Below are 26517 nucleotides of genomic sequence, written 5' to 3'. Positions count from 1 at the left end.
TAAATTATGCTGCCATTACTTTTGGTAAATGTCGATCATAAAATTCATTTGGTGTTGCCTTATTCAAGCTTGAATGAGGACGTATCGTGTTATAAAAATCCAAATATTCAGCAATTGATTGTTTTGCTTGTTTAACCGTATCGTAAGCCTTCAAATAGACTTCCTCATGCTTCACACTGCGCCATAAACGCTCAATCATTACATTATCCATCCATCGTCCTTTCCCATCCATACTGATACGGATATTTCGCAATTTTAACTCATTCAAAAATGCCTCGCTTGTGAATTGACTGCCTTGGTCTGTATTAAACACCTCTGGACAACCATATTTCACAATTGCTTCTTGCAACGCATCTATGCAAAAGTCTGTTTCCATACTGATCGATACACGATGAGCCAGTACTTTACGACTATGCCAATCTATAATTGCACACAGATAGACAAAGCCTTTAGCCATAGGAATGTACGTGATATCTGTACACCAGACTTGATTAGAGTGATCGATGACCATGTTTTTCAACAGATATGGGAAAATACGGTGTGCAAGATTAGGCTTACTGGTATTGGGTTTTGGATACAAGGCATGTATTCCCATCAAGCGCATTAAACGTCGGACTTTACGCCGACCTATTTTATGTCCTTGACGCTGTAGCATATCTCGTATCATTCGACTGCCCATAAATGGGTAGTCGAGATGAATTTCATCGATTAGACGCATCAAACTCAAATCAGTTGATGAAATCTCTTTGGGCTTGTAATACAACGTACTGCGATTGATTTGAATCAATTGCGATTGTTGTCGTACCGAAAGTTGATGGGTCTTATCGATCATTTTTTGCCGCTCAGCTGCCCTATTTTTCTGAGCGCACCTTCTAAAAAATCAATTTGCAATGCCTGATGTCCTATCTTGGCATGTAGAGCTTTGAGGTCAATCTCAGGTTCTTGTTGTGCTGTTGGTCGTGAAAAAATATTGATTGATTGCTCAAGCAGTTGATTTTTCCAATCGATGATTTGGTTTTGATGTAAATCGAATTGAGTAGAAAGTTCAGCGAGTGTGTGGTCGCCTTTAATTGCTGCGAGAGCAACTTTAACTTTAAACTCTGCTGAATGATTACGACGTTTTCTTCGTGTCATGGTTGACTCCAAAAACAAGCATTTCCCATGCTTATTGGGGAGTAGATTATCACTTATAGGCGTGGTCTAAAATCCTAGAACCACATCAGTTTTCAGAGCTAAAAAACTATACTTCATTACATAAGGCATTAAGAATACTTGATGACGGCCACATGGCCCGTTGTGTTCGTATAATTAAGTTTGTATCAAATAATTAAGTTTAGATTTAATTATTTAAGTTTGGATATCAATGAAAAAATTGAAGAGTTTTCAGAGCTAAAAAACTATACTTCATTACATAAGGCATTAAGAATACTTGATGACGGCCACATGGCCCGTTTAGCAAAAAAATTAGAGGTTTCAGTCGATATGCTCAATGCGACATTGGCTGTGCTGAATAAAATATAAAAAACGGATTGAACCAACCCATGAATGCAAATGAGCTTTATGAAAAGTTACAGCAAATTGGTAAGCCACTGGTCCACGTAGAAAGCCTCGTATCTACAATGCAGTTGGAAATCCCTGTTGAAGAGATTGAAAAACACATTGAACTTTTCGGGGTTAATTTTTTACTGGTAGAAGTTGTTCGATATACCTTTGACGGTTTTCTATCTCCAGAGTACCAACACTATATAGACGAATTCATTGCAGAAAATGAACTGGATGAAGATGTCATTTTGAATATCAGAAATAAAACATCATCAGATATAGGCCTGGTTAATGTTGGCTTTAATCTAAATGGTTGCATCCTTGGCTTAACCCATACGGATGAATGGATGGAACATTTATTCCACTTGGTTAAGTTCATTACTGACAGTGAAAAACGCGAGAAAAGTAGGAACTTTTTGTCTGAACAAGACAAAATCAAGGAACAAAAAGTTTTAGAAAAACAAGCCAAAGAAAAAGAAAGGGAAGTGATGATTCAACAGGTAGAGGATCTCACCAATACCGATGATTTTAAATTATGCAAAACGAAGGGTGAAATATTGTTGTTTTGGGAAAAGAACATTCCTGACCTATACAAAACTCTATCCAGAACTTTTATGGAAACAATGTCTAAGAAATATATCTCTATATTGCGTGGCTCATGAAGTAATACGATATGAGGAAGAACAACGAGTAGTGCATAAATCAGTGTTCTTGAACAACGCAAACAACAATAAAAATTAGTACTCAGCATTCACCAAAGTTTTGTATTGAGAATATTTCGTCAAATTTACTGTGTCACGTACTTGGCCATATTGAATACTGCCTAGATCTGAGTAGGTAAGGTTTTTCTTTTGAGATACTGCAACCAATAATTCATAGTTATTTCTTTGATTGAGTTCAATTGCTGAAGCGATATTTTTGTCTTGGCTCACTTGAGAAATAATGCTTTGGATCTCCTTTCTATCTGAAGCAGATACATCCAATGTAGTTAAATAAAATCCGATCGATAGAAATATTGTGGCGGTTAAAGTGAATAGGGATGCACCAGTAAGATAAACGGCGCGTAGAGTTCTATACTTTGTATAAACCACAACTGAAGATATGCAGATTGCCAAACATAGCGCAAGAATAACGGCATGTTGGTCTAGATAATCTGAGAAAAGCATTGTAAAGCCTGAAGCACAAAAACATGTTATATCACTTAGCTACCAAGCCATTTGTAGTATTTGAGACTTATCGTATATATGAAATATAAATAGCAAACCTTTGGTATATACTGAATCGGTTTAAAGTGCTGAAACAATAGGCTTTAGAAATAAAATACTAGTCAAAATGTGAATAATCAGGGGGTACACATGGGGCAAGCTAAGCAAAGAGGTACAGCTCAAGAACGTGCTGAAAGTGCAATTCAAAGTACGATTGATGCAACCTTGGCAAAGATTAAGACCGTACTTGATGGATACTATCAAGACATGCCGAATAACTTCTCGCAAGCTGAAAATTACTTTACTGGATATGTCGCTGCATTTGATATTAAAGATGGGATGGAACTTGAAGGTAAAGAGTCTGAATGGGCTTATGATGGTTTACCTACGCCTACCGCTTTACTCAAACTCGTTGAAACTGAGTTAAACGAAGTGATACGTGAAGATAAAGAGTTTTTGGATGACTTTGATCCTGAAATGTATATTGAAGAACTAGGCGAAAACTTGATGTTCTTCCGCTATATAGGTGCTTCTAGTTTCGATACGCCAGATGATGTTTTGCATAATATTCAAACAGTGTCATTTTGGGCGCCACACTTGGTCATGATTAATGGCGTATGGCATAACACTTATGATGCTGGTGCGGTCAATGATGATGGTGAAACGGTCGGCATAAGATTCTAATTCTAGAGGGGTGCATATTGATTACTGCAGCATGCACCTTATTGGTTTAAACATTGCTGTATCGACTGAGCAATATTTTCAGATATTTTCCAGATTACTTTCTGATTAGATAAGCGATTTGCTTCTTCAGGATTGGCAATCACGCCGATCTCAATTAAAACCGCCGGCTTTTGTGATTTCTTCAGGACCACTAGATTGTCATATTGATATACGCCATTTGAGGTCAAAAGCTTTTTGTTTTCACCTGGTATATTCATGCCATGGTAAGTAGAAGGGCTTTCACCAATTGATTTTAGGTTCTGGCCAATGAGATTGGCGCATTTCAAACTTTTTCCGTATTCTGGATTTTTCTTTGATACAAAAATTGAAAAACCTTTGAGTTGATTCTTGTACTTGGTCAGCTCAGTAGGTATTGAGTCGTGGTGCACCGAAATAAAAAGATTAGCATTAGGGTATCTGGTCGCACGTTGAACCACTGAGACTTTATCTTCATTCACTGAAGATCTGAGCACTTGGACATGACGCGATTTAAGAAAGTATTCAATAGAATTGACCATGCTAAGGTTGTAAGTGTATTCAGGATAGCCGTTAGCTGCAGTAGATCCAGCTTGTTTTGGTGAATGGCCAACATCAAGTACTACTGAATTTTCAGCAAAGATAGATTGTGTAATGATTGACATTGCTAATATCGATATACATTTTAGCTTTAGCACAATTAAAACCCTTTAAGCTATTATTAGGGTTTTAAGTATATTTAATTTAAAGAAAATTAAAAGGTTTAAAAGGTTTTGTTAAAATGATTTTAAGATGGTTTTAAGATGGTTTTAAGATGGTTTTAAAGTACTTATCATGAGAGCTCTAAATACAATTTTGGATATAAAATTTATACATCTACTGTTCACTCAGTTTGTAGAACATCACCCACGACCATTGAGTGTTCACTTCCTGAAAGGCACCTATATAGATGAATTAGAGGGTTATAAGTCTAAATGGCTCGTTCGTTCTATTCAGCGTCTTATTAAAAATTGGGTCCAATTGGGGATGATAGAGGATCTAGGGCGTTCTACTTGTCGCTCATCTAAATATTATAGATTAAGTAAGTATGGTGAGCTGTTCCTTAAAATATATAGAACGAATGCTAATGTTAACTTTTATGACAATCCTAAGTTTAAGACATTAAAAAAAGATATTTCATATCGTTATTTTACCTTTACATATTTTGCAGTTTGCCAAAACAAATCCTTTAAATTGTCAGATCTGCAAAAACTTGGTGACTGCCTGAATTACCACATTCACGGACGTTCTTGGCAGCGTAATATTAATTTGTTCATTGAAGCTGGAATTATTTCATGTGAACGTCAATGTCCATCAGAAAGTTATAATTATCATGTAATCAAAGCATCCATCCATGCATTTGTGAAATCAGAACCCATTGAACGCATTGAGTTTGAAAAAAACTTGCTGAACTTAGGTATCGTGAACAATTATGAAAAATATATAGACTACAATAATTTGCTGTTTCACGTTTTGTTTAGCAAATGGATTAACAGTCCAGTTGACTTTGGATATTTTGTCGATCAAAACTTTTACGGTGCCAGCTAAGCTCACTCAAAACATCTACGGTGTAATACACCGTAAAAAGAATTGCACCTGGTACTTGCCACTAAAAAATGACAGTGAATGACATTTTGAGAGAAAAAAATTGTGGGGTAGTGCCTTTTCTACTCCTTTGAGAATTTTAATTATGACAATTCCGATACACCTAACAATAACTTCATATTTTTCTTTCTTGAACTAAGATTCAATAACTTAACTAATTTCTATTTCAATCATAAAATATGATATGTTGACCTTAAGAATAATTCATAAACTTTACTATGTTTGCTTTAAAAACAATTCATTTAGAAAAGAAAGTCTCAAACGAAAATCAAATTATTCTTTTATTTGATTTAGATTCATTCTGTCCATGTATGTACCCTATGCTGTACACCATGAAATTTCTTAGATTTCAAAGTATCTCTACGCAGCATGCAGATTTAATCGCAATAAAATTTTGGTATGAATTTTGGTTTGAAAAGTTTGCCACGTCCTTTTGTGAGTCGTTCTATTCGACATCCTATAATTTTGAGATCATTCAATGTGAAATTGATAATTTCATTGTTTACTTAGAAAATAATAAAAAACTTGAAAGTAATCTTATACGGCTAAGCAATTCAGAACATATTAATTACACAACAATTGGTCATAGAGTTAGATCCTTCTTAAAGTTTTACAACTTCTTGATTAATGAATACTTAAGCATGCAATCACAGCCACAACTTACGTTGAAGGAAATTCAAAAAATTAAAGAAAACTTGAATAAATATATGACAATAAAGAAAAAAATTATAAATAATTTTTCAAAAGCCAATAAGACAATTAAAAGTGAGATAAATCATAATTTTAAGAGCATGAATCAGGAAATGATTAAAGGATTGTATTCAGTCATTTCACCAAGTAACTCTAATAAATACAATGAATTAAATCCTTTTAGATCTAAAAATGTACAACTCAGAAACTTTCTGATCATACATCTCATGCTCAACTATGGTCTTAGAATTGGTGAGCTTATGCTACTAACAACCAACTCTATTAAAAAATCAATTCAGAATCATAGTTTTAGTTTAATTATTACAAATACAGATGATGAGTTCGATGATCGATCAAAAAAGCCAAAAATCAAAAATGAATATTCGTACCGAGTAATTAAACTGCAGGAACGAGACTACAGAATTCTTCAAATCTATATAAATGAAATCCGAAAAGAAATTCCTTCACATATCTTATTTACATCCTTAAAGCCTCCCTATTCTGCTTTAAGTTATGCCAGTGTTAAAAAGATATTTGATCAAGTAGATTCGTCATTAAAAGCATTATTACCTGAGTGTTTTGATACTTCAGCATATGATTCAATAGAACGTCTCACTCCGCACGTTTGTAGACATTCTTGGGCTTATATGATGTTAAGCTTTTCTTTTGAGAAGTATAAGAAAGAAAATGATAGTCACTCTGATCTCAGGCAAAGTGTAAATGATGCTCTGCTAGATGCACAGGATGATCTAAGAGCCTTAGGTGGTTGGTCACCTACAAGTAAAATGCCCATATATTATGGTAAACGCTTTATTGTAGAACGTGCTAATTTTATGAACTTGGCTCGGATAATTGATTCTAGTATTAAATTATGAATGATAAGAATATACCTCAACTTAGTCTAGATTTTGAAAAAAATGATGATAGTCCTAGTGACTTTATTATTTTCCATGATGCTGACCTTAGGCTCATAGAGTCTTTACACTTACCGGCAATCATCCGATTCTATAGAGCTGATAAATTTGATAGCAAGTTCGTTCAAACATCTAACGATGTTTGGAATTTTTCATATTCAGGGAAAAAACTTCACTTAAACTTCTCTAACTTCAGTACGTCAGAGAAAAAATTGGCTAAATTTTTTCTAGCTAATTACATTCAAATTAATACACCATCTGCACTTGAAGCTAAATTACAAGCTTACACTTTTGTAATAAAGTCGGGCTTTGTTGCACAAAGATTTGAAATGCAAAGCGCCCCTAATTGAGCCAAATTTAAGGCGTAACTTGGGTAAATGGTCGACCTAATTCAGTGAATTTATTGAGGACTGCCACACGTGTATGAATCTCATTGACTTGGCTTTGAAAGCTCCTTGCACTCAGTTTATCGCCCAATAATTTAATGCAATGCATCTTGGTTTCTACCAAACTTCGCCGATGATAGCCTGACCATTTTTTCCATAGTGTCCTGCCTAAACGTTTAACTGTTCGAAGTAATTCATTTCGTTCTAGCGAGCTACTCTTTGTATCTTTCCATGGTTTCGCATTTTTTCTAGGTGGAATCACCGCATGCGCTTGCCGATCTGCAATGACCTGACGGCATTGCTTGGTGTCATAAGCTCCATCGGTATAAACAGAGTCAATCCGCTCATCTTGTGGAATCTGATCAAGTAAATCACCAAGCACCTGTGAATCACTGACATTATTGGTTGTAAGCTGAACTGCTCGTATTTGCAGGGTTTTGGCATCTATACCAATATGTAGTTTACGCCATTGGCGACGATATTCAGGTCCATGTTTCTTGCGTTTCCATTCGCCCTCACCTAGAAACTTCATGCCTGTAGAGTCCATGAGTAGATGCAGCCCATCTCTACTTTTTTGGTAGCTGATTACAATATCAATATGCTTTTGTCTTCTACAAAGCGTGGTGTAATCTGGAGCTATCCAATTTAATCCGCAAAGTTTAATCAGACTTTGCACAAAGCCAGTAACCATACGTAAAGACAGACGAAATAAGGATTTAATCATTAAGCAGCATTGGATAGCTGCGTCGGAGTAGGTTTGATTTCGCCCTTGTTTGCCTTTTGATGGAGCATACCATTGCGTAGCAGGATCAAACCAAATGGCAATATTTCCGCGACTCATGAGTGCTCGGTTATATGCGGGCCAATTGGTTGTGCGGTAGATTTTGTGTGTAGGCTTCTTCATTTGAAAATTATATCGCTGAAAAAGCCTTTACAGATAGGTTTGTGCAACAAAGCCGTTGAAGGTTACATCGGTATAGGTTGATGGAGATCGACTTCCAGTTTCCTTAAAAATCTTATAAAAATTATCAACTTCATCAGTGCTTAAAGGGCGAATATTATCTTTGTTATTGTGAACAAATAATTTTCCGTCCTCACTAAACATAATAAATTTAGATTTTCTAGATTCAGTTTCTAAATTAACTGGTGTAGAAAAAAATTTAACGAGAGTTTCATATAGATTAATATTCATGTAACTTAACCCTTTGTTTTCATGTATATATTTTTTCGATAAGCTCTCAATACTCATAGAAATAGCTTCTCTGGCTAAAAATGATTTCGTTCTTTGACTCTTTTCAGCCAGTTGATCTAACTGTTTTTCTAATTCTACAGGTAATCGAAGCATCAACATTATAAACAACACAATCTAAATGTATATCAATTAGAGTATATCATTAAGATGGTGGTTTCAAATTTTTTGAACCGCTCTTTCTCTGATTTCAGGGGTATATTTTAATTTTGTCATCGGGATAGTCTCTCAGAATATTGACTCTCCGACAAACCCGGTACGGTTCATTTTATTCAATTGTTTGTGAATACTGTTCCGGATGATGTTAAGCCCTATCAATTAGTTTGAGGAATTTGAGCAACCTTTTATATTAATCTTTATGCAATTGACTTATACCTCTTAGCCCGTATGCTAATACATGCAAGGAACAGATAATAAATATCAGTTGTAGGAACACTCAAATGGCTCAAACGGTTCGTCTCAAGGATTGGGACAAGAGTTCACCAGGTATTTCCGAAATTTCATCGAGACTACGTTTCTCTTTTGAAACAGGACAGATTTGGTTAGATGAAGAACGCATGGTTTTAATGCATTCTTCAGCGTTGATGGCTTTAAGAAAAGAACTGATCAATACACTCGGTATCGAACGTACTCGAGGAGTCTTAACTCGAATTGGTTATACAGCTGGATTACGTGATGCAGAAATTGTAAAGGCCAGTTATCGGGATTTATCAGATCTAGAGCTTTTCCATAAAGGAACCTTATTACATGCATTAGAAGGCATGGTAAAAGTTGAATTAAAAGATATACAAATAGATATTCCAAATGGAAAATATTATATCGATGGTATTTGGAAAAACTCTCTTGACCATTATCTTCATAAAAAATTATTTGGTCCTAACCATTCTCCTGTAGCCTGGTGTGAACTAGGGTATGCAACTGGATATGTAAGCGGTATTATGAATCGCTTTATTCTACATAAGCAGATAGAAACTACACCTTTAGGCCCACATTTCATAGGCAAGCCACTTGAAGAATGGGATGATATAGCAGAAGACCTGAAATATTATCAATCAGACTCAATCGTAGAACAGCTTTTTATTTTACAAGATCAGGTCGAAGATTTAAGAAAATCATTGCCTCATCCTATTTTACCAGTCGATGTCATTGGAAATTCACCACGTTTTAAAGAAGCTTGGTCGCTAGCAAAAAAAGCATCTTCAAGTACTGTGACCGTACTTTTGTTAGGAGAAACAGGTGTAGGAAAAGATGTGTTTGCAAATGCCATTCATAACTCCAGCCCCCGGGCTAAACAACCCTTCGTGGCGGTAAATTGTGGTGCCCTACCCAATGACTTGATTGAATCTGAATTATTTGGCATTGAAAAAGGTGCTTATACGGGAGCACAAACGTCAAGAGAAGGGCGATTTGAACGCGCAGATGGTGGCACCTTGTTTTTAGATGAAGTAGGTGAGTTAAGCCTTAAAGCTCAAACCCGATTGCTTCGTGCACTACAGTCAGGTGACATTGATCGTCTAGGCAGTACCGAAACACGTAAAGTCAATGTCCGGGTTATTGCAGCCACCAATGTAGATTTAGCTGAAGCTGTCGCTCAAGGTACTTTCCGAAAAGACTTATATTACCGGTTGAATGTTTTCCCAGTATCCATTCCGCCATTAAAAGAGAGAAAGGAGGATATTTTAGCTTTGGCTGAGTGCTTTATTGATAAATTCTCTGCTCGAGAAGGCTTACGTATTAAAGGTTTAACAGATAAAGCTATACATGCACTCCAATCTCATGATTGGCCAGGGAATATTCGAGAATTAGAAAATGTCATTGAAAGAGGAATAATTCTAGCTTCGCAGGATAGCTTCATTGATGCCTCCATGCTATTCCCTCCTTCATATACAACTTTACTGGATGAGAATATAGCAGTATTGGATCTAGAGGGAAAAATCTCAGAAACGGTTAAACAACCAATGGAAGATTTTGTTACTGAGCTTCTAGATAAAAAAGTCCCTTTAGAAGAGTTAGAAAATCTAGTTGTGAAAGCCGCTATTGAGCGCTGTGAAGGAAATTTATGTGCGACAGCGCGTTTACTCGGCATTAGTCGAGCACAAATCGGTTATAAATATAAAAAAATATTCAGTGAAACCATACCGAAATAACCACCTTGCAAGTCACTCGCTCATGATAGAAGGGTTTCCCCCCGATGTACTCTTGGTATGGTTAGCTATTCAATAGCTTGCTGAATAAAAATTTGTCATTTCAGCAAGCGAAAGTTTAAGCCAAACCATTTTCAAACACGGTTTAAACTGACACTTTGTTTTCAATTGCACCGATGTTTTCAATTTCACACCTTACAATATCCCCCTCTTGCAAAAATATCTGAGGTTGCATCGCAACACCCACGCCTTCAGGTGTTCCTGTTGCAATTATATCGCTTGGTTCCAAAGTAAATGCTGTCGATAAGTAGATGAGTTGATTATGAATACTGTGAATCATTTCAGATGTATTATTCGATTGCCGAAGCTCTCCATTGACATAACAGCGTAACGCTAATGTTTGAGGATCTTTAATTTCATCTCGAGTCACAATCCATGGACCAATGGGACCATGGGTATCAAAAGATTTCCCCATCGTGAAAGTAGGTGTATGGAATTGCCAGTCTCGTGCAGAAACATCATTTACAACCAAGTAGCCAAAAATAGCATCATCAACATTTTCTATGGTGAGGTACTTTGATTTTTTCCCAATGACGACTCCTAGTTCGACCTCATAATCTAACTGTTGGGTCACCCCGGGATCAATCGTACCAAAGGGGTCATTGATGCAGCTTATCTGTTTATTAAACCACGTTTGATGGCTACTTTTGGCAACGCCTAAGCGATCTGCTTCATCCGCATGCTTTTTATAGTTCATCCCAATGGCTAAAAATTTACCAGGTCGAGGGATGGGCGCCAATAAAATCACTTCTGATAAAGCATAATGAGGAGAAGCTCCCTCACAATAGGCTTTAACCTTTTCCAAGGCATCTGCACCATGTTCAATGATGCTCTGTAAATCTTTATAGGGTAAGTCCGTTTGATTAAAATCAACAATCCCGTTATCGAGAACCAAGCCACATGAAATTTCATGACCAATTTTAAATCTAACTAACTTCATCTTTTTGACCCTTTTATTTTATTATATTTTCAGAATGCATCATTCCATTGATACTTTATTCTTCATGGCACTTTAATGATTCAAATGATCACCTCAAAGCTCGAGTGATAGAGACCCAAAGTCTTGAATCTCTATGTAAAATGTACCCACTTTAAATATGAGCTTATTGAGCTTGAAAATTGGCTTGTTGAGATTTCAGCATGTTCAGTGCTACATCAACAATCATGTCTTCTTGTCCACCGACCATTCTGCGTTTACCCAGCTCCACTAAAATATCGAAGGCGGAAAGCCCATATTTTTCTGCAGCGGTTTCAGTATGACGCAGGAAACTTGAATACACCCCTGCATAACCGAGTGCCAAGGTTTCACGATCCACACGTACCGGACGTTCCTGTAACGGGCGCACAATATCTTCAGCGGCATCAATCAAACGTTTAACATCACAGCCATGATTAAGTCCCATACGTTCAACTGCAGCAATGAACACTTCAAGCGGTGCATTACCTGCTCCTGCCCCCATCCCCGTCAAACTTGCATCAACACGGTTACAGCCATGCTCTAAAGCGACGATGCTATTTGCTACACCTAAACTTAAATTATGATGGGCATGCATACCGGTTTCAGTCTCGGGGTTGAGCACATCTTTCATGGCTTTAAAACGGTCTGCGATGTCATACATATTCATCGCGCCACCCGAATCCACCACATAGATGCACTGTGCACCGTAGCTTTCCATCAGCTTGCCCTGCTCGGCCAAACCTTGCGGTGTATTCATGTGACTCATCATCAGGAAGCCCACCGTATCCATACCGAGTGATCGAGCATATTCAATATGCTGTTTGGATACATCAGCTTCAGTACAGTGGGTGGCCACGCGTACCACACGTGCACCAGCATCATAAGCGGCTTTCAGGTCATGCACCGTACCAATACCGGGAAGCAGCAAAGTTGCGACTTTGGCATGTTTGACTTCGCTAGCAACTGCTTCAATCCACTCCAGATCGGTATGCGCACCAAAGCCATAGTTAAAGCTTGAGCCTTGCAAACCATCGCCATGGGCAACTTCAATACTGTCGACTCCAGCTTCATCCAGAGCACGGGCAATCTGACGCACCTGATCGAGTGAATATTGATGGCGAATGGCATGCATTCCATCACGCAAGGTCACATCTGACACATAGATTTTTCTTTCTTGATCAAACATTTCAATTCTCCTTACGCAATTTCTTCTTGTTGTGTATTGCTTAAATGGGTTTCGGCAAAGCGTTCTGCCGCAGCCAAAGCGGCACTGGTCATAATGTCCAGATTACCTGCATAGGCGGGTAGATAATGTGCAGCGCCTTCCACCTCAAGAAATACAGAGACTTTTAAGCCTGACAGTTTGCCTAGACCCGGAATATTCAGTGGTCGGTCTGCATTAAATTCTTCGAACTGGACTTCCTGTTTCAGACGATAGCCAGGTACATAAGCATGCACTGCATCCGCCATTTCTTTGACTGATTGGCGAATCGCGTCCTGATCGGCACCGGCTTCAGCCAGGCAATACACGGTGTCACGCATAATCAATGGCGGCTCGGCCGGATTCATGATAATGATGGCTTTGCCTTTTTCCGCCCCGCCGACTTCTTCAATGGCTTTCGAGGTGGTTTCGGTGAACTCATCAATATTGGCGCGTGTGCCCGGACCGGCAGACTTACTCGCAATCGATGCAATAATTTCTGCGTAATGCACTTTTGCCACTCTGGACACGGCACGTACCATGGGAATGGTCGCCTGACCACCACAAGTGACCATATTGATATTCGGGGCATCCAGATGCTCATCCAGATTCACCACCGGTACCACATAAGGACCAATGGCTGCAGGTGTCAGGTCAATGACTTGAATGCCATATTGCTGCAACACTTGATTGTGATGAGCATGTGCCCCTGCTGAAGTGGCATCAAACACGATTTTAATATCTTTAAATGAAGGCAGTTTTAACAAACCTTCAATACTTTCTGCAGTGGTCTCAAAACCAAAACGTGCAGCACGGGCCAAGCCATCTGAATTGGGATCTACACCCACCATCGCGCCCATTTCCAGAAATTTGGAATTACGCATGATTTTAATCATCAGGTCGGTACCGATATTGCCCGAGCCAATAATGGCACATTTAATTTTTGACATTGTTTTTGTTCCTTATTCTGTTGATGCGGAAAAAACTGCGGTGACGGGATCAAAACCGTCAATTTCCACCACAAACTCATCGCCTGCATGTACCCCCACCATGGGGCCAAGTGCGCCAGTTAAAATGATGTCACCCGCCAGTAATGGACGACCACGACGTACCATTTCATCTGCCAGCCAAACAGCTGCATTGAGGGGATTTTCCAAACAGGCTTTGCCTTGTCCTTCAGACACGATGTTGCCTTTATGGGTCATTTTCATCCGGCAATTGACCCAATCAATTTGATCTACCGAGACTTTTTGGTTACCCAAAACTAAAGCCGCACTCGATGCATTATCTGCCACCGTATCCAAAAGGGAGATTTTCCAGTTTTCAATTCGGCTATCCACCACCTCAATCGCAGCCACGGCATAATCTGTGGCAGCAATAATATTTTCTATCGAGTGCTGTTTTTGGTCTAAGTCATGTTTAAGTACTAAGGCAATTTCTGCTTCGACTTTGGGCTGAATGAAGCGTTGAAATGTAATACTCTCTCCATCCTGATAGCACATATCCTCAAACAACATGCCAAAATCAGGCGAGTCGACACCTAGTTGTTTCTGAACTGCGGCTGAGGTAAGACCAATTTTTCGGCCCACTAAACGACGACCCTGACTCACGGCTCTTTCGGTATTGAGATTTTGAATGGCGTAAGCTGTATCTACAGTCGACCCTCCCGGGAGTTGGTCGCGAATAGGCGCAATCGCTCGCTGGTTCTGTTCTGCTTGATAGAGCTGATCTGCCCATTTTGATAAACTGTGATCCATCGTTGTCAATCCTTATTTCCTTAAAATGACCAGACAAATTTAAGCCAGGTGGCATCACCTTTAGGGCGGTTCTCTACTTCAGTTTCTTTTAAGTACTTCGCTTCTAAAGCCCAGCCATCTTTTTGATAATGAATACCTGGCCCATAAGCGAGGGCTTGTCCACGGAAACCAATATCAATATCTTCAACTTGATCGGATTGGGTTTGTTTAAAAGCGTAGCCCTGCACAGCAAGGGTTAAATTCGGGTTGAGCTTATAGCCCACGCTATAGTCAGCAGCAAAATATTCACCCGAGTGATAGTTAGTGTCTTTATTTTCGGTGTTGAAGCTATATGACATTTTGGTTGAAATATCCCAACCTTGTGGCTGACTAAAGGTATAAGCAAGAATTGGTCTGAAGGTATAATAATTTTTGCCTAAATTGGCTAAATCATTTTGATCATAATCTCCGGTAGGAAAAATGGTTTCTACCGCAGCAACCCAATGATGATTGCCCTGATGCCAACCGAGCATCGGTGCAAAAATAAGATCACCTAATCCACTGTTATGATCGCGTTGCCCCGCCATTTTTAAACGCAAATCAACTAAAGGCTGGGCTGCATAAAAACCCAATTGCCCACCCAGTAACTGCTGTTCCGTCATCCAGACTAAACGTGGCACTACAGCCTTGGCATCAATATCAAAGTCTGGAATTAATGTATTACCATCAGAACCAACAAAGTTGGATGCCGTGTAATTTTGGTAATAGGTCAGTAAATATAAACCAGGTGGAGGAAGTGCACCTGCTAAAAGTCCTTCTGCACCTAAGGCAAAAGAGTCTGAACCGTTTTCAGTTGCATATATACTTGCGGAAAATACGCACGCAAGTGCCCCTGAAATTAAGCATAAGGTCTTAATTTTCATTTCAAATCCTTCTTAATATTTTTGCTAGCCTGTACGCAACCTTGCTACAGGCTTTTAGAATCCAGACTTATTCGTTGAAGAAATCTCTAAGTAATTTGGCAAAACGTGCACTATGTTCTATTTGTGCCCAGTGACCACTTTCTCCAAACACATGTAACTGAGCATGCTGGATGAGTTCAAATAATTTAGTCGATGTTTCTAAAGGAATCACCTTGTCTTCACGACCATGAATAATCAACGTGTCATGTGGCAATTGACGAATTTTTTCTTCTGGACTCACTAAAGCATCAACCCAACGCTGACGGGGTGCTGGGAACATCGCAGCAAAAGATTCCTGAAAACCAGGACGAATACTGGCTTGATAACGCAGTTCAGCCAGCTCATCATTGACCAGTTCTCTACTATAGGCAAAGGTATCCATCAACTTTCGCATATTTTCAAATGAAGGTTCATAACCCCAAACACTATCCAATCCAGGTGTGATCTCAAAAGGAACGCCCACACTCCCCATCAGAACCAGACGACGTACTCGTTCTGGATAAGCAATCGCAAAAGCTAATGAAATACTGCCACCAAAAGAGTTCCCTACCAGATCGGCCTGTTTTACATCCAGTGCATCAAATAAATCCTTGAGCTGTTGCACCCAATGTTCTTTGCTATACACCACACCTGCGGGACGCTCGGTATACCCAAAACCCAGCATATCTGGTGCAATTACACGACGGTCTTTTGCTAATTCCGGCATCACCAAACGCCAATTTGCCCATGCGGTAACACCTGGGCCTGACCCATGCACCATCACCACAGGAAAGCCTTCTCCTACATCATGATAATTGGTGAGGAAATTGCCGGTTTTAATTGAATTGACGATTTCTTGATTTACACTAATATTCATTTTTCATTCTCACATTTTGTATTATTTCTTTTGACAATCAGGTCATGACATTAAAGAAAGTTTCACTGAGTTTGCGTTCAGTAAAGAAAATCGCGCGCGGTAGTTCATCTGCAGTCCATGTTAAAGTCGGACGATCCGAATACCAGATATAGCCGCCACTAAACACTTCATTGCGATTACCAGATGGGTCAAAAAAGTACAATGTTTCTCCACGGGTAATACCATGTCGTGTTGGCCCAATTTCATGAGAAACATCATGATTGGCAATCGTGTCTGCAGCAGATAAAACTTGCGCCCAAGATTCCACAAAAAATGACATATGATGTAATTTTCCCTTATCTGGCGCAAAGATGAAGGCTACATCATGAGGTTTGTTACTACATGACATAAAAGCAGCCATCATGGTTTCGCCATCCAGCACTTGCTCGGCTAAGTCAAAACCTAAAATATCTTTAAATAGACGGTAACTTGCCTCGACTCCTTCACCCATTAACGCGCAATGATCGAAACGGCTCGGATGCACGCCTTTCAAATTCTTCGCTTGTACGCCTGGATTGGTAGTAGGCATGCCATTCCCATATAAATCTTTATGAGCATATAGTTCAAAAACATGACCAGTGGGTGCAGTAAAGCGTACACGCTCACCGGTGGCTAAGTTGGTTCCGGCGGCAATCCATTCAATACTAACCCCATAGTCTTCTAAGGCTTGAGCCAGACGTTTTAACTCGGATTCGCTAACGACTTTAAACGCCATACAATCCATACCAGGAGAGTCCGCTTCACGCAGTATTAGGCAATGATGGTCATGCTCATCCCAAGCTTTTAAATAGACTCGTCCCTGTTCATCTTGTCCAGTTTTAATCAAACCAATGACATTGACATAATGATTAATTGATTCATCTAGATCTAAAACTCTGAGCGCGACATGGCCCGGACGTGAAACTGGTTTATTATTCATCTCTACTTCATCCTTTAAGTTACATGCAATTTTTTTTTGCAGTTTTTTAATCCCAATACTTTTACTTCTAAATCACTTTCAGGGTACAAGCGGCAAGCTAAACCAATGCCTTGTGACTGCTCGCATTCACTCACATGTTCTCGGCTCATCTTCTTGCTATGATAATTACCACTTAAAACTTGAACTCGACATACGCCACAGCCACCGCCCCGACATCCAATTGGAATTCCTTTTCGTGCCAAGCGCTGCATGCCTTCAAGTAAGCTATTCCCACTATTGGTGTAAAACTGTTCATCACTATTTGTTAATCGAATCTGGTGCATAACCTCACCTCTCAAATATTTCTAAATAATGGGCTCCGTGTTGCCTGATTGGCTGCATCTGCTGCGCTTAAGAATTTTTCCATATGAATATCACGCTCATATAAGCGGCCACGCATTAATCCTCGAATAGCGGCTTCAATCATCGGAGGTGGTCCACATAAGTAGGCCTTGTGATTACGAAAATTATTGTCATAAATACGAATAGCGGCTTCATGTACAAACCCACGTTCGCCTTGCCAATCACTGGATTCACCTTCATCAGACAAGACTGGGAAATAACGAAATTGGGGATGTTTTTGCGCTAATTCTTCAAATAAGTTTTGATAGTACAATTCACTACGATTTCTTGCACCTTGGAACAAGGTAATTTGACGAGAATCGCCATTTTCAAGCAGCTCTAAAATCATAGATTTAGGGCTAGATAAACCTGATCCTCCGGCAATAAAAATCACTGGATTCGGATCAGAATGACGGGTATAGAAGCGTCCTAGAGGACCGCTGAATTTAAGTTTCTGGCCCACTTCCAGGTCATCATGTAACCAAGAAGTCCCTATTCCACCCGGCACTTTACGAATATTCAGTTCAATTAAGTGGGTTTCCGAAGGTGCACTTGCAATCGAAAAAGCACGTGGTTCAGGCAAGCCTGGAATATACAGATTGATATATTGCCCAGCTTGAAACTCTAAGCCCTCATCGACTTTCAAGAAAATGCCTTTAATTGTTGGTGTTAACTCAACAATTGAATCGACAGTCGCTTCGAAGTCACGTAGAGGAATAATTTTTGCGTCTGGATCCTCATCAATTTCTACTTCAATGGTCAGATCAGATTGAGGAATGGCACAGCAAGCTAATGCCTTACCTTCTGCACGCTCCATATCCATGAGTGCAAAAGGAGAAGCTTCACCCAAGTCCACTTCACCTTCGAGCACCTGAACTTTGCAAGTAGCACATAAACCATGACAACAGGCATGAGGTAACCAGATACCCGCACGAAGCGCAGCATCTAGAATATTTTGCCCTTCCTCAACATCGATCACTTGACCTAAAGGTTCAATTGTTACTTCATACGTCATCAGCGATCTCCTTACGAATTTAATAAAACTGGTGTGCGCAAAGAAATTAATGCTTTATGGCCTATTCCAGCACTTTCGAAAGTCGATTCCTCATTTAAATCAATACGATTTTGCTTAAAAATCCACTCAGCTTTACTCCAGTCAATCTCATTCCAATCTGCATGGCTAGCGAAAGAACTAGAACCCAAAACATCCTGAATAAAAGATTTAATCGTAATATTTTGATCAACCAAAAGTGCGATAGGTGAACAAAATCTCAGATGCTCCTGCCACTCTACAAATATGACTTTTTTTCCATTAAATTTGTCTGCGCTGTCACGAACTTCACCGCGGTAATTCTCATTCAAGGCTACGATAGGCATAATAAGCTCCTAAACGGTACTATTTCCTTTAGTACCGTTATTATTATAAAAATTTGAATTTACTAACTATTTAGATATAAAAGGTTATTTTAAGCCTTCCATGCCGTCCAATTTTTCGCATCCATGGAATCCTCATAACCACCAGTATCTGAGTCAGGATTAAAATGTGCCCACTTAACAACATCTTCAGGTGCAGGTCCGCCCCCTTCACCTTTCAATATTTTCTGAACAGGTATATTAGCTTGCACATATTTCTGGGGCTCATCATCAAAAATATCTTTACAGCCATCTGAACAAAATTGATAATTTTCACCTTCAAATTCAGATTCACGTAGTCGAAGTTTTGTTGGATTATCAATCTCAGTAAACATCATCGGTAACTGACAAGTCTGGCATAGACAAGGCAAACTAGTGTTATACCAACGCTTACCTTCTTTCTCTAATGCTCTCCATTCTTCAAATCGTGGTTTATAAATTTCATTAAAGCTTTCAGGATATTCTTTTTCTAACCACTCCATCTCTTCTAGTTTAGGTAACCACGTATGAAAACCAGCTGCCCAGCAATATTGATAAAGTGCTGCCCAAGTCTGATGGGTAATATGCTCTTTTTCTTTTACAGTATCTTCCCAGTATTTAGGCATACGAATACCATATCGCTCTAAATCGCTAAACAATGTTCCACCATTTTGTTCGAAGTAAATCTCCCAGCCTTCACGCCAAGACATAATTTTCTTCGGCAGCATGTAATCCATCATCGTACCAACCAAGGTCAGTAAGCGGTAACCGCGCCAGAACCATTTATCAATCCATTTTTGAACAATTGGGACATTATCTGGATCTTGTTCAAGAATAAACTTAATCGCCTCAAGACCCAGTGTCATATGACGTGCTTCATCCGACTGGGCAGAAAAACCAAAGGTTACTGTAGCCATATCACCGTTATAGGCTGCGCCAGACATAAATGGCATAAATAGCAAGTTAGTCAGCACATATTCAAATGAGAAGGAAATCGACACCAAGAACTCAAATGGTCCAGCAGACATTGCATCATTAGTAAATGATTTAGGAACAGCTAGATACCAAACTCTATCGTAATTTTGTGGCCATGAATGAAAACCATTAAAATATTTATTGTAATGGCTTAAAGTATGAACTTGAGTTTGACAATGACGTAATTCATCGATTGCTTGCATTTGACATGCAACTCGAGTACCGGCGCCTCTAAACTGACGTCCAAGCATGGCAAAACCACGGTGAGCACCATATTCAATTGGAGTAACTGCAGTTAAAAATAATTTAATTGCATTAATGTAGCGCCCATCAGATACATTTAAATGCCCATTATTTTGTGAAAACGCATCAATAATTGCATATAGTTTCTTTTCTTTTTCAGCTTGGTATTTCCAGTAAGAGTCCATAGTTAAGCGGAATGGATCTTCCCATTTATCCCAGTCATGAATTTTAATACCTTCAAACTGATCATAAGGATAAACTTTATCCATAGGTACATAGCTCGTATCCCATCCTAGATCTCGAGTCATTACCGCATATTTATCTTTCAAACTTAATTTTTTCTTTGCATCTGCATTAAACTTTATATTCATTTTTACTCTCCATGCGACCTTATCTATCAATAATCCATTGATTGAATTAATTATTGAAACCATCCGACTTTAAAATAATCTTCTGTCTCATCTATGCTTCCACCTAAACTAATTAAATTAATGTGAATTTCCTGAAGATCCCATTCCCTACCAATGATTTCTTCTACAGTTTCCTTTCTTATTTCTAGGCAACCCAAAGCATTGATTTTTACCAGTGCAGGCATATATTCAATCGATGCGTGGGGATTATCTTTTTCAATTGCCTCAACAATCGGGCGAGTATCGTCATTGGCTTGCAATGCAATAAAAACATGTTTTGACATATTAAATTGCTCCCTGATTTAAACCAATTTTGACCAAGCGCTGCTCAAAAAGCTCATCAAAAGTTTCGATTTCTAAACTTTCTAAATTCAATCCTTCAATCAAAGATTTCACGGAATCATGAGCTAATCCCTGCCATTTCTGAATCCAAGTCTTAAGCTGTTGCTGATTTTCTTCTGATTCATTAGCAATATTTTTTAAGACTGAATTTATCCACGGAGTTGTTTCATCAAACCAGTCAGACATAAATACCGTAATCATATCGAATGCTGTTGCACCATTCTCAAGCAGTTCATTTTCAATAAAATAGCGAACAAATGGATAGATATATCCATCAAAAACCAAATTTTGCGCAACAAATAATTCGGCCCAGTCTTCAAGGATGAACATCTCTTCTAAATTCTTACGTAGAGGTTGCCAGCAATCAGATACCAACCATTCTTGCTTAGCCAACTCGATTAAAGTTGTTTGATTATTATCGAGAAGTAAGCCTACACGCGTTAAGTACTGAGCCGTCCCAAGTCGATCCATTGTTGCGAACATGGTGGCATTGGTAAGCGTTGCTCCATAAGCATAACCAGTTATATAACTGTTGTTCATATTTGCTCCCCATTCGTAATGACGAAGTGGGAGTAGTAATTTCGTTACTTTGTTTAGAATTTCTTCAGAAATATTTCTTAATAAATCGTGTTTTTCAACAAGCGTAAAATTACTTTCTAAAATCTCTTGTTGTTTAGCTCGAGTTTGGGTATAAGCCCCATAATAAAATTGACGAGGATCTTTAAGCACGTACCAATCTTTCATTTGGATTACAGTACGGCCCTTATCGTAAAGATCAAATTCAGGCTGCCATAAAGGTTTGTAATGAAAATTAATTTCTTCCTGAATATCGTAGGTCGCTTCTTGATAACGTGAAGCTGGTTTATCACCAAATCTTTTTTCAATATAAGCATAAGTATTTCTTAAAGGCTTAACTGAAGATGTTTTAATATCAATTTGCATATAAATCTTCCTGATTTTTTAATAAAGACTAGAGTTTTTATTCTCTAATACCGGCCTGTCCAAATCGCCACTTCATGCGGTCATATTCAATCTTTGCAAAATCATCCGTACTTAGGTGCTGTACTTGATGGTGTGCGCAGAATTCTTCAAAAGCCTTGACTGGCATAATCATTTCTACAGCTAACTCTGGATCACCTATCGAAAATTCAAATTCGATATATTTGTCACGCTGAGTCCCTGTAACATGAATAAAGCAAGGAGGCTGTTCTACATTGAGTTGCTGCATACCAAAATCCTCATATTCTCCATAAGATTATTGCAACTTGCATGCCAATTTTATTTATTATTATTTTTCAAATATTTATGATTTTCTCTTTTTTATTTCATACAATGTTCTTTATCAAATTCTTAAGTCACAATGTATGACTTAAGAAAATTCTCAAGTGTTTTATATTTTCTCAGTTGTATAAGCACTTATAGATGATCAAAAAAAAAAGAAGCCAAAGCTTCTTTTTTTGATTTTCCAACTCGCATTGATAGCCCCTATAATTCAATCAACTGAACCGTACCGGGTTTGTCGGAGAGTTTTTTATTTAAGTTAGGCCACCTGACCTAACGGGTTAATCTTATCATAGTACATTGCTTCAAAATCAAAAGGTGATACATAACCTAGTGCACTATGTACACGCTCTTTATTGAACCAATCTACCCAATTTAGTGTCGCAAGTTGTACATCCGCTAAACCTTGCCAATCTGCTTTTAGATATTCAATCACCTCTGTTTTGTATAAGCCATTCACCGTTTCAGCCAAAGCATTATCGTATGAATCACCAGTCGTACCGACTGATGCTCGTAAATTTGCTGCTTCTAAACGATTGGTATAGCGAATGGAAAGATATTGCACACCTCTGTCGGAATGATGAATCACATTCTTTGGCATGCCTCGATCATGCAATGCTTGCTCCAATGCATCGAGCACCATATCTGTATTCATCCGTGTCGATACTTTCCATCCAACAATTGCTCGTGAGAACACATCAATAATAAATGCAGTATAAACCCAGCCTGAATTTGTTTGAATATACGTAAAGTCACTCACCCACAGTTGGTCAGGATGATCAGCAGTAAAATTACGTTTTACCAAGTCATCCGCTCGTTTTTGATCATCTCGGCTACGGGTGGTTTGTTTGTTCTTACCACGCCAAACACCTTTTATACCTAGCTTTTGCATTAATCGAGCAACAGTACAGCGCGCAATAATATAGCCTTCACGTTTCAGTTTTTGCCAGACTTTACGTACACCATACCGACCTGAACTTTCCTTCCAAATTCGTTTAATCTCCTCAGCATGATGCAAGTCATGTAAATCTCGCTTTGCTCGATGTTCTGGATTTTCACAGAGATCTAGAGTCCGGTAATAGGTTGAAGGTGCGATCGGTAAAATTCTACAAATCGCCTCGACTCCGTACAGCTCTTTATTATTATGGATAAAATCCACCATTATTTGTGTGGGCGGTCGAGCTCCGCCTGGGCGAAAAAAGCGGCTGCTTTACGTAGAATTTCATTGGCGCGTTGCAGTTCTTTATTTTCGCGTTCGAGTTGTTTGATACGTTCTTGGTCTGAAAGCTGCTGTACTTTAACTGGATTTTGTTTATCTAAATATTTTTGATACCAAACACGTAGTGTTTCAGGAGTACAACCCTTGCGCAGTATACTGCTCAGGGAGCAATAGCGGTGATCGCAGCCCAATTCGATGGATAATCTTTCTCGGATTCAATCAATAATTGAACCGCTCTTTCTCTGATTTCAGGGGTATATTTTACTTTTTTCATCGGGACATTCTCTCAGAAAGCTTGGTCTCCGACAAACCCGGTACGGTTCAAAAATCTTCCATTGATTTATTTATATCTGTTAAACCAGTCGCATTATGAAATGTAATATAAGTAGAAATTTCAGTATAAATGGTCATGATCTTTTCTAAATTTGAATATCTAAGCGTCTTCATTAATCAACCTTATTGATTATTAGTTTCTTCTTTTAAAGCTCTTTGTACTGTTGCTATCCCTACTTTAAACTTTTCTGCAACACCTCTAAATGTTGAATTTTCTTCAGCCATTGCTTTTCGTATTTCAACATAGTCAACCTTCCGCTTTCTTCCCTTATATAAGCCCTTCGCTTTGGCTTTTGCAATTCCTTCCTTTTGACGCTCACGGATCATGGAGCGTTCAAACTCTGCAAATGCAGCAAGCATCTGAAACGGCACTGTTGCAAATAGAGATTTGAGTCGATGAAGTTCCTTTTTAAAAGTGCTTAGAGACCGAAAACCCTGTTGATTAGACACACTTCACCTTGAGGCTGACCATAATAAAATGACGATGCTTGTCCTTTACGTAGTGCACGCATGACTTCAATACCTTTAATTGTGGCATAAGCCGTCTTCATAGATTTGAATCCTAATGTGGCCCTGATGATCCGCTTTAACTTACCATGATCACATTCAATGACATTATTTTTATACTTAATCTGCCTGTGCTCAATATCTACTGGACATTTTCCTTCTCGCTTTAACCGTGATAAAGCATGGCCATAGGTCGCTGCTTTATCTGTATTGATGACCCGTGGAATTTGCCATTTTTTCACCGTATTGAAGATCTTTCCTAAAAAACAATAGGCTGATTTACTGTTCCGTCTAGCGGAAAGGTAAAAGTCAATCGTATGACCACGTTGATCAACTGCACGATACAGGTAAGTCCATCGCCCCTTCACTTTGATATAAGTCTCATCCATATGCCATGAATGTAAATCTGTAGGATTACGCCAATACCAGCGTAAGCGTTTTTCCATTTCTGGAGCATAACGCTGAACCCAACGATAAATTGTGGTGTGGTCAACATTCACACCCCGTTCAGCGAGCATTTCTTGAAGTTCACGATAGCTGATGCCATATTTACAATACCAACGAACAGCCCAAAGAATGATTTCACCTTGAAAGTGCCGACCATGGAAGGGATTCATCTGCTGTATCTCGAAATAAATAAGATATTTAGCTTATCATGTCAGCCTATTTGCAACAGTGCCCGCGCAGGAAACGCAACCGTTCCAGTGTTTTGGCATCGAAAACGTTGTAGCCACCTTCGGTTCGCCAGGCGGGATGCAACAACCCGCGCATCAAGTAGTCGCGCACAACATGCACGCTTACGCCTGCATCTTCAGCAAGCTTCGAAATCGAGTAGGCATTCATGCCGTGTTTCGCTCGCTGTCTTCTAACAGCTTATGCGCGATCAGATGTCCGAGACCGAATGCATTCTCGACAGGCACGAGCTCTATCCCCGGGTGCGTCGAAGCCCATGCATTTGCAACAGAAGGCGATGCAAAAAAATGCACATGACAGCAAAAGGAACAGCGAATGTCGGGTGAAGCATCCGGCGTTAGCAGAGACACCATTGTTTCCGCCGGTTCAACCTGAAGCACTGCTTCTGGCGCAACTGTGAGCGTAATCGGCCTGCCGGTGGCAGCACAGCGCGACGTGACACGGGCTGTTTTGCCAATCAAAGCGGGAAACATCAAGGTGTCGAGCGCACACCAGGTGTATAAACGGCGGCCATCCACTTCAAAAACGTGAGGGGTTTCGCGTAGCGTCAGGCCCAGTCCAATGATATTGCCCTGCTCGTCATATTCGGTACCGGGCGCCGGCTCAAGTACAGTTGCAACCCTCTGCCCAGACCATCCGAGTGCGGTGCCGAGCGCTTCGCGTGACACAGGCCTTCCCATCACAAGCTGACGAAGCAGGGTGACGAAGAGGGTTGCGAACTCTTCTGGATGATTGCCAGATGAGAGGCTCTCGGCAATCTTTTTGGAATATATAGTCTTGTCCAATTTCCACCTCCAACATCCAAGCAGCGGTTACGCGGCATAAACCCACCCTTGGCGATTACATGCCGCGCTTTTCAAAGATCACGTCAGCGTGCGCTTTGCCGGCGTTTCCATTCCTGGACCAGCAATTGCGCTTGCTGCACCTGTTCGGGCTTCATTTGAGCCGCATAGTCGGCAATGACTTTTGCTGCCGTTGGTTCTCCTGACGCTGCTGCCAGACTCATCCACTTGTAGGCCTGAACCTGGTCGCGCGCGACCTCACCGAGCCCCTTCGCAAACAGTTGAGCCAGCCTGACTTGAGCCTGCGTGTGTCCCTGCTCGGCAGAGAGGCGGTACCACTTGAACGCCTGTGCATCGTCGGCAGGAGCCGCACGCCCTTTCTTATACATACCGTCGACTTCGCTTGCGTAGAGGCGCCCCAGGTTGAACTGCGCATCAGCTTCACCCTGCTCGGCCGCCCTGCGAAACCACTGGATCGATGCAGCATGGTCTTGTTTTACGCCCATACCGCATTTGTAGGCAAGACCCATGATGTTCTGCGCCATGGCATCGCCCGCCCTCGCTTTCTTTTCCCAGCCGTCGACGGTCTCCGGCGCCAATGTTTCGATCGCTGCTCCCAGCTTAGAAAAGTCGTAGGCCGCCAGCGCATTGTTTGACAAGCCAAACGCTGCAGTACCCGCCAACAGAATGGTTAAGCATGCACGGGTGCAACGTGCTGTTAGTCTAATATCGCAAAACATAAAAACTCCTCTGTC

29 protein-coding genes, 3 pseudogenes and 1 other annotated feature are annotated in these 26517 nt (G+C 39.8%); of the genes and pseudogenes, 7 read left to right on the top strand and 25 right to left on the bottom strand.

Going from position 1 to position 26517, the window contains the following annotated elements:
• Positions 1 to 4: 4 nt before the first annotated feature.
• A protein-coding gene (locus tag DJ533_RS02395; RefSeq protein ID WP_089024817.1) for an IS3 family transposase occupies positions 5 to 1134 on the bottom strand; the annotation gives its coding sequence in 2 pieces (ribosomal slippage) (positions 5 to 882 and positions 882 to 1134; 1131 coding nt in all).
• A 219-nt stretch (positions 1135 to 1353) separates the two neighbouring features.
• Between DJ533_RS02395 and DJ533_RS18600 the strand changes: the two genes are divergently transcribed.
• Positions 1354 to 1521 carry a hypothetical protein gene (locus DJ533_RS18600; protein ID WP_171488522.1) on the top strand — a complete coding sequence of 56 codons (168 nt, stop codon included), beginning with the start codon at positions 1354 to 1356 and terminating at the stop codon, positions 1519 to 1521.
• A gap of 20 nt (positions 1522 to 1541) precedes the next feature.
• Complete coding sequence (locus tag DJ533_RS18850) at positions 1542 to 2204, top strand: hypothetical protein (protein ID WP_227553516.1); 663 nt, start codon at positions 1542 to 1544, stop codon at positions 2202 to 2204.
• Positions 2205 to 2279: 75 nt separating this feature from the next.
• Here DJ533_RS18850 and DJ533_RS02385 read toward each other — a convergent pair whose 3' ends face one another.
• Entirely contained in the window at positions 2280 to 2708 is a 429-nt protein-coding gene (locus DJ533_RS02385) for a hypothetical protein (protein WP_005006263.1), read from the bottom strand.
• Between the two features lie 189 nt (positions 2709 to 2897).
• Here DJ533_RS02385 and DJ533_RS02380 point away from each other — a divergent pair, with 189 nt between their 5' ends.
• Positions 2898 to 3431: a hypothetical protein gene (locus DJ533_RS02380; protein ID WP_043041555.1), complete on the top strand. Its 534-nt coding sequence runs from the start codon at positions 2898 to 2900 to the stop codon at positions 3429 to 3431.
• Between the two features lie 38 nt (positions 3432 to 3469).
• Here DJ533_RS02380 and DJ533_RS02375 read toward each other — a convergent pair whose 3' ends face one another.
• A complete protein-coding gene (locus DJ533_RS02375) occupies positions 3470 to 4111 on the bottom strand; it encodes an N-acetylmuramoyl-L-alanine amidase family protein (protein ID WP_065995584.1) in 642 nt (213 codons plus the stop codon).
• Positions 4112 to 4280: 169 nt separating this feature from the next.
• On the opposite strand from DJ533_RS02375, the gene DJ533_RS02370 reads away from it, so the two are divergent.
• The 3 genes and pseudogenes from DJ533_RS02370 to DJ533_RS02360 form a co-directional block, all read left to right on the top strand.
• Positions 4281 to 5033: a hypothetical protein gene (locus tag DJ533_RS02370; protein WP_043041556.1), complete on the top strand. Its 753-nt coding sequence runs from the start codon at positions 4281 to 4283 to the stop codon at positions 5031 to 5033.
• A 275-nt stretch (positions 5034 to 5308) separates the two neighbouring features.
• Entirely contained in the window at positions 5309 to 6655 is a 1347-nt protein-coding gene (locus DJ533_RS02365) for a site-specific integrase (protein ID WP_047472183.1), read from the top strand.
• Positions 6656 to 6666: 11 nt separating this feature from the next.
• Positions 6667 to 6999, top strand: a pseudogene (locus DJ533_RS02360) (site-specific integrase); the annotation flags it as partial.
• A gap of 52 nt (positions 7000 to 7051) precedes the next feature.
• Here the strand turns inward: DJ533_RS02360 and DJ533_RS02355 are convergent.
• On the bottom strand, positions 7052 to 7984 hold the full coding sequence (locus tag DJ533_RS02355) for an IS5 family transposase (RefSeq protein WP_047472181.1): 933 nt from the start codon (positions 7982 to 7984) through the stop codon (positions 7052 to 7054).
• Positions 7985 to 8011: 27 nt separating this feature from the next.
• Positions 8012 to 8431 (bottom strand): hypothetical protein, encoded by a 420-nt coding sequence (locus DJ533_RS02350; RefSeq protein ID WP_228716449.1) that lies wholly within the window; start codon positions 8429 to 8431, stop codon positions 8012 to 8014.
• A gap of 338 nt (positions 8432 to 8769) precedes the next feature.
• Here DJ533_RS02350 and DJ533_RS02345 point away from each other — a divergent pair, with 338 nt between their 5' ends.
• On the top strand, positions 8770 to 10476 hold the full coding sequence (locus tag DJ533_RS02345; protein ID WP_042892674.1) for a sigma 54-interacting transcriptional regulator: 1707 nt from the start codon (positions 8770 to 8772) through the stop codon (positions 10474 to 10476).
• Positions 10477 to 10618: 142 nt separating this feature from the next.
• On the opposite strand, the gene DJ533_RS02340 is transcribed toward DJ533_RS02345, so the two are convergent.
• From DJ533_RS02340 to merG, 20 genes and pseudogenes are all read right to left on the bottom strand, one after another.
• Positions 10619 to 11473: a fumarylacetoacetate hydrolase family protein gene (locus DJ533_RS02340; RefSeq protein ID WP_033917428.1), complete on the bottom strand. Its 855-nt coding sequence runs from the start codon at positions 11471 to 11473 to the stop codon at positions 10619 to 10621.
• Positions 11474 to 11636: 163 nt separating this feature from the next.
• Positions 11637 to 12677 carry a 4-hydroxy-2-oxovalerate aldolase gene (gene dmpG, locus DJ533_RS02335; RefSeq protein ID WP_033917429.1) on the bottom strand — a complete coding sequence of 347 codons (1041 nt, stop codon included), beginning with the start codon at positions 12675 to 12677 and terminating at the stop codon, positions 11637 to 11639.
• A gap of 11 nt (positions 12678 to 12688) precedes the next feature.
• Positions 12689 to 13642, bottom strand: a complete 954-nt coding sequence (locus DJ533_RS02330; protein ID WP_033917430.1) for an acetaldehyde dehydrogenase (acetylating) — start codon at positions 13640 to 13642, stop codon at positions 12689 to 12691.
• Between the two features lie 12 nt (positions 13643 to 13654).
• The gene (locus DJ533_RS02325; RefSeq protein WP_033917431.1) at positions 13655 to 14449 is read right to left on the bottom strand and encodes a 2-keto-4-pentenoate hydratase; all 795 of its coding nucleotides are present in this window, start codon (positions 14447 to 14449) and stop codon (positions 13655 to 13657) included.
• 20 nt (positions 14450 to 14469) lie between these two features.
• Positions 14470 to 15351 (bottom strand): SphA family protein, encoded by an 882-nt coding sequence (locus tag DJ533_RS02320; RefSeq protein WP_033917432.1) that lies wholly within the window; start codon positions 15349 to 15351, stop codon positions 14470 to 14472.
• Positions 15352 to 15418: 67 nt separating this feature from the next.
• Complete coding sequence (locus DJ533_RS02315; protein ID WP_033917433.1) at positions 15419 to 16246, bottom strand: alpha/beta fold hydrolase; 828 nt, start codon at positions 16244 to 16246, stop codon at positions 15419 to 15421.
• 37 nt (positions 16247 to 16283) lie between these two features.
• The gene (locus DJ533_RS02310; RefSeq protein WP_033917434.1) at positions 16284 to 17204 is read right to left on the bottom strand and encodes a catechol 2,3-dioxygenase; all 921 of its coding nucleotides are present in this window, start codon (positions 17202 to 17204) and stop codon (positions 16284 to 16286) included.
• A gap of 14 nt (positions 17205 to 17218) precedes the next feature.
• A complete protein-coding gene (locus tag DJ533_RS02305) occupies positions 17219 to 17527 on the bottom strand; it encodes a 2Fe-2S iron-sulfur cluster-binding protein (RefSeq protein ID WP_033917435.1) in 309 nt (102 codons plus the stop codon).
• A gap of 11 nt (positions 17528 to 17538) precedes the next feature.
• Positions 17539 to 18600 carry an NADH:ubiquinone reductase (Na(+)-transporting) subunit F gene (locus DJ533_RS02300; protein WP_033917436.1) on the bottom strand — a complete coding sequence of 354 codons (1062 nt, stop codon included), beginning with the start codon at positions 18598 to 18600 and terminating at the stop codon, positions 17539 to 17541.
• A gap of 11 nt (positions 18601 to 18611) precedes the next feature.
• Positions 18612 to 18962, bottom strand: a complete 351-nt coding sequence (locus DJ533_RS02295) for a phenol hydroxylase subunit P4 (RefSeq protein ID WP_033917437.1) — start codon at positions 18960 to 18962, stop codon at positions 18612 to 18614.
• Between the two features lie 89 nt (positions 18963 to 19051).
• Positions 19052 to 20566, bottom strand: a complete 1515-nt coding sequence (locus tag DJ533_RS02290) for an aromatic/alkene/methane monooxygenase hydroxylase/oxygenase subunit alpha (RefSeq protein ID WP_033917438.1) — start codon at positions 20564 to 20566, stop codon at positions 19052 to 19054.
• Between the two features lie 50 nt (positions 20567 to 20616).
• Positions 20617 to 20889 carry an MmoB/DmpM family protein gene (locus tag DJ533_RS02285; protein WP_033917439.1) on the bottom strand — a complete coding sequence of 91 codons (273 nt, stop codon included), beginning with the start codon at positions 20887 to 20889 and terminating at the stop codon, positions 20617 to 20619.
• Between the two features lies 1 nt (position 20890).
• Positions 20891 to 21889, bottom strand: coding sequence for an aromatic/alkene monooxygenase hydroxylase subunit beta (locus tag DJ533_RS02280; RefSeq protein ID WP_033917440.1), 999 nt, complete (start codon positions 21887 to 21889; stop codon positions 20891 to 20893).
• Positions 21890 to 21926: 37 nt separating this feature from the next.
• Positions 21927 to 22175 carry a phenol hydroxylase subunit gene (locus DJ533_RS02275; protein ID WP_006581702.1) on the bottom strand — a complete coding sequence of 83 codons (249 nt, stop codon included), beginning with the start codon at positions 22173 to 22175 and terminating at the stop codon, positions 21927 to 21929.
• A gap of 312 nt (positions 22176 to 22487) precedes the next feature.
• Positions 22488 to 23721, bottom strand: a pseudogene (locus DJ533_RS02270) (IS3 family transposase).
• Positions 23316 to 23432: a sequence feature (AL1L pseudoknot), on the bottom strand. (Overlaps the previous pseudogene by 117 nt.)
• A gap of 182 nt (positions 23722 to 23903) precedes the next feature.
• A complete protein-coding gene (locus DJ533_RS02260) occupies positions 23904 to 24230 on the bottom strand; it encodes a recombinase family protein (RefSeq protein WP_167541269.1) in 327 nt (108 codons plus the stop codon).
• Entirely contained in the window at positions 24200 to 24904 is a 705-nt protein-coding gene (locus DJ533_RS02255; RefSeq protein ID WP_001067790.1) for an IS6-like element IS1008 family transposase, read from the bottom strand. Before DJ533_RS02255 ends, DJ533_RS02260 begins: the two co-directional genes overlap by 31 nt.
• A gap of 64 nt (positions 24905 to 24968) precedes the next feature.
• Positions 24969 to 25130, bottom strand: a pseudogene (locus tag DJ533_RS02250) (MerR family transcriptional regulator); the annotation flags it as partial.
• Entirely contained in the window at positions 25127 to 25765 is a 639-nt protein-coding gene (merB, locus tag DJ533_RS02245; protein ID WP_033917449.1) for an organomercurial lyase MerB, read from the bottom strand. The gene merB and the pseudogene DJ533_RS02250, both read right to left, overlap by 4 nt.
• A gap of 83 nt (positions 25766 to 25848) precedes the next feature.
• Positions 25849 to 26502, bottom strand: a complete 654-nt coding sequence (merG, locus tag DJ533_RS02240) for a phenylmercury resistance protein MerG (RefSeq protein WP_033869423.1) — start codon at positions 26500 to 26502, stop codon at positions 25849 to 25851.
• Positions 26503 to 26517: the final 15 nt, after the last annotated feature.

This window comes from Acinetobacter defluvii, from assembly GCF_001704615.3.
Lineage (GTDB): Bacteria > Pseudomonadota > Gammaproteobacteria > Pseudomonadales > Moraxellaceae > Acinetobacter > Acinetobacter defluvii.
The sequence above is the reverse complement of the archived record's forward strand: the minus strand, read 5'-3'. Positions and strand labels throughout refer to the sequence as shown.

Bases quoted from the DNA above. Each gene is read 5' to 3' on its own strand.
- DJ533_RS02315 (WP_033917433.1), bottom strand. From the start codon at position 16,246: ATGAATATTAGTGTAAATCAAGAAATCGTCAATTCAATTAAAACCGGC.
- dmpG (WP_033917429.1), bottom strand. From the start codon at position 12,677: ATGTTTGATCAAGAAAGAAAAATCTATGTGTCAGATGTGACCTTGCGT.
- DJ533_RS18850 (WP_227553516.1), top strand. From the start codon at position 1,542: ATGAATGCAAATGAGCTTTATGAAAAGTTACAGCAAATTGGTAAGCCA.
- DJ533_RS02350 (WP_228716449.1), bottom strand. From the start codon at position 8,431: ATGTTGATGCTTCGATTACCTGTAGAATTAGAAAAACAGTTAGATCAA.
- DJ533_RS02300 (WP_033917436.1), bottom strand. From the start codon at position 18,600: ATGACGTATGAAGTAACAATTGAACCTTTAGGTCAAGTGATCGATGTT.
- DJ533_RS02325 (WP_033917431.1), bottom strand. From the start codon at position 14,449: ATGGATCACAGTTTATCAAAATGGGCAGATCAGCTCTATCAAGCAGAA.
- DJ533_RS02275 (WP_006581702.1), bottom strand. From the start codon at position 22,175: ATGCAGCAACTCAATGTAGAACAGCCTCCTTGCTTTATTCATGTTACA.
- DJ533_RS02385 (WP_005006263.1), bottom strand. From the start codon at position 2,708: ATGCTTTTCTCAGATTATCTAGACCAACATGCCGTTATTCTTGCGCTA.
- DJ533_RS02295 (WP_033917437.1), bottom strand. From the start codon at position 18,962: ATGCCTATCGTAGCCTTGAATGAGAATTACCGCGGTGAAGTTCGTGAC.
- DJ533_RS02380 (WP_043041555.1), top strand. From the start codon at position 2,898: ATGGGGCAAGCTAAGCAAAGAGGTACAGCTCAAGAACGTGCTGAAAGT.
- merG (WP_033869423.1), bottom strand. From the start codon at position 26,502: ATGTTTTGCGATATTAGACTAACAGCACGTTGCACCCGTGCATGCTTA.
- DJ533_RS02285 (WP_033917439.1), bottom strand. From the start codon at position 20,889: ATGTCAAAACATGTTTTTATTGCATTGCAAGCCAATGACGATACTCGC.
- DJ533_RS02290 (WP_033917438.1), bottom strand. From the start codon at position 20,566: ATGAATATAAAGTTTAATGCAGATGCAAAGAAAAAATTAAGTTTGAAA.
- DJ533_RS02310 (WP_033917434.1), bottom strand. From the start codon at position 17,204: ATGAATAATAAACCAGTTTCACGTCCGGGCCATGTCGCGCTCAGAGTT.
- DJ533_RS02320 (WP_033917432.1), bottom strand. From the start codon at position 15,351: ATGAAAATTAAGACCTTATGCTTAATTTCAGGGGCACTTGCGTGCGTA.
- DJ533_RS02365 (WP_047472183.1), top strand. From the start codon at position 5,309: ATGTTTGCTTTAAAAACAATTCATTTAGAAAAGAAAGTCTCAAACGAA.
- DJ533_RS02340 (WP_033917428.1), bottom strand. From the start codon at position 11,473: ATGAAGTTAGTTAGATTTAAAATTGGTCATGAAATTTCATGTGGCTTG.
- DJ533_RS02280 (WP_033917440.1), bottom strand. From the start codon at position 21,889: ATGCAAATTGATATTAAAACATCTTCAGTTAAGCCTTTAAGAAATACT.
- DJ533_RS02345 (WP_042892674.1), top strand. From the start codon at position 8,770: ATGGCTCAAACGGTTCGTCTCAAGGATTGGGACAAGAGTTCACCAGGT.
- DJ533_RS02370 (WP_043041556.1), top strand. From the start codon at position 4,281: ATGAGAGCTCTAAATACAATTTTGGATATAAAATTTATACATCTACTG.
- DJ533_RS02330 (WP_033917430.1), bottom strand. From the start codon at position 13,642: ATGTCAAAAATTAAATGTGCCATTATTGGCTCGGGCAATATCGGTACC.
- DJ533_RS02255 (WP_001067790.1), bottom strand. From the start codon at position 24,904: ATGAATCCCTTCCATGGTCGGCACTTTCAAGGTGAAATCATTCTTTGG.
- DJ533_RS02305 (WP_033917435.1), bottom strand. From the start codon at position 17,527: ATGCACCAGATTCGATTAACAAATAGTGATGAACAGTTTTACACCAAT.
- DJ533_RS02355 (WP_047472181.1), bottom strand. From the start codon at position 7,984: ATGAAGAAGCCTACACACAAAATCTACCGCACAACCAATTGGCCCGCA.
- DJ533_RS02375 (WP_065995584.1), bottom strand. From the start codon at position 4,111: ATGTCAATCATTACACAATCTATCTTTGCTGAAAATTCAGTAGTACTT.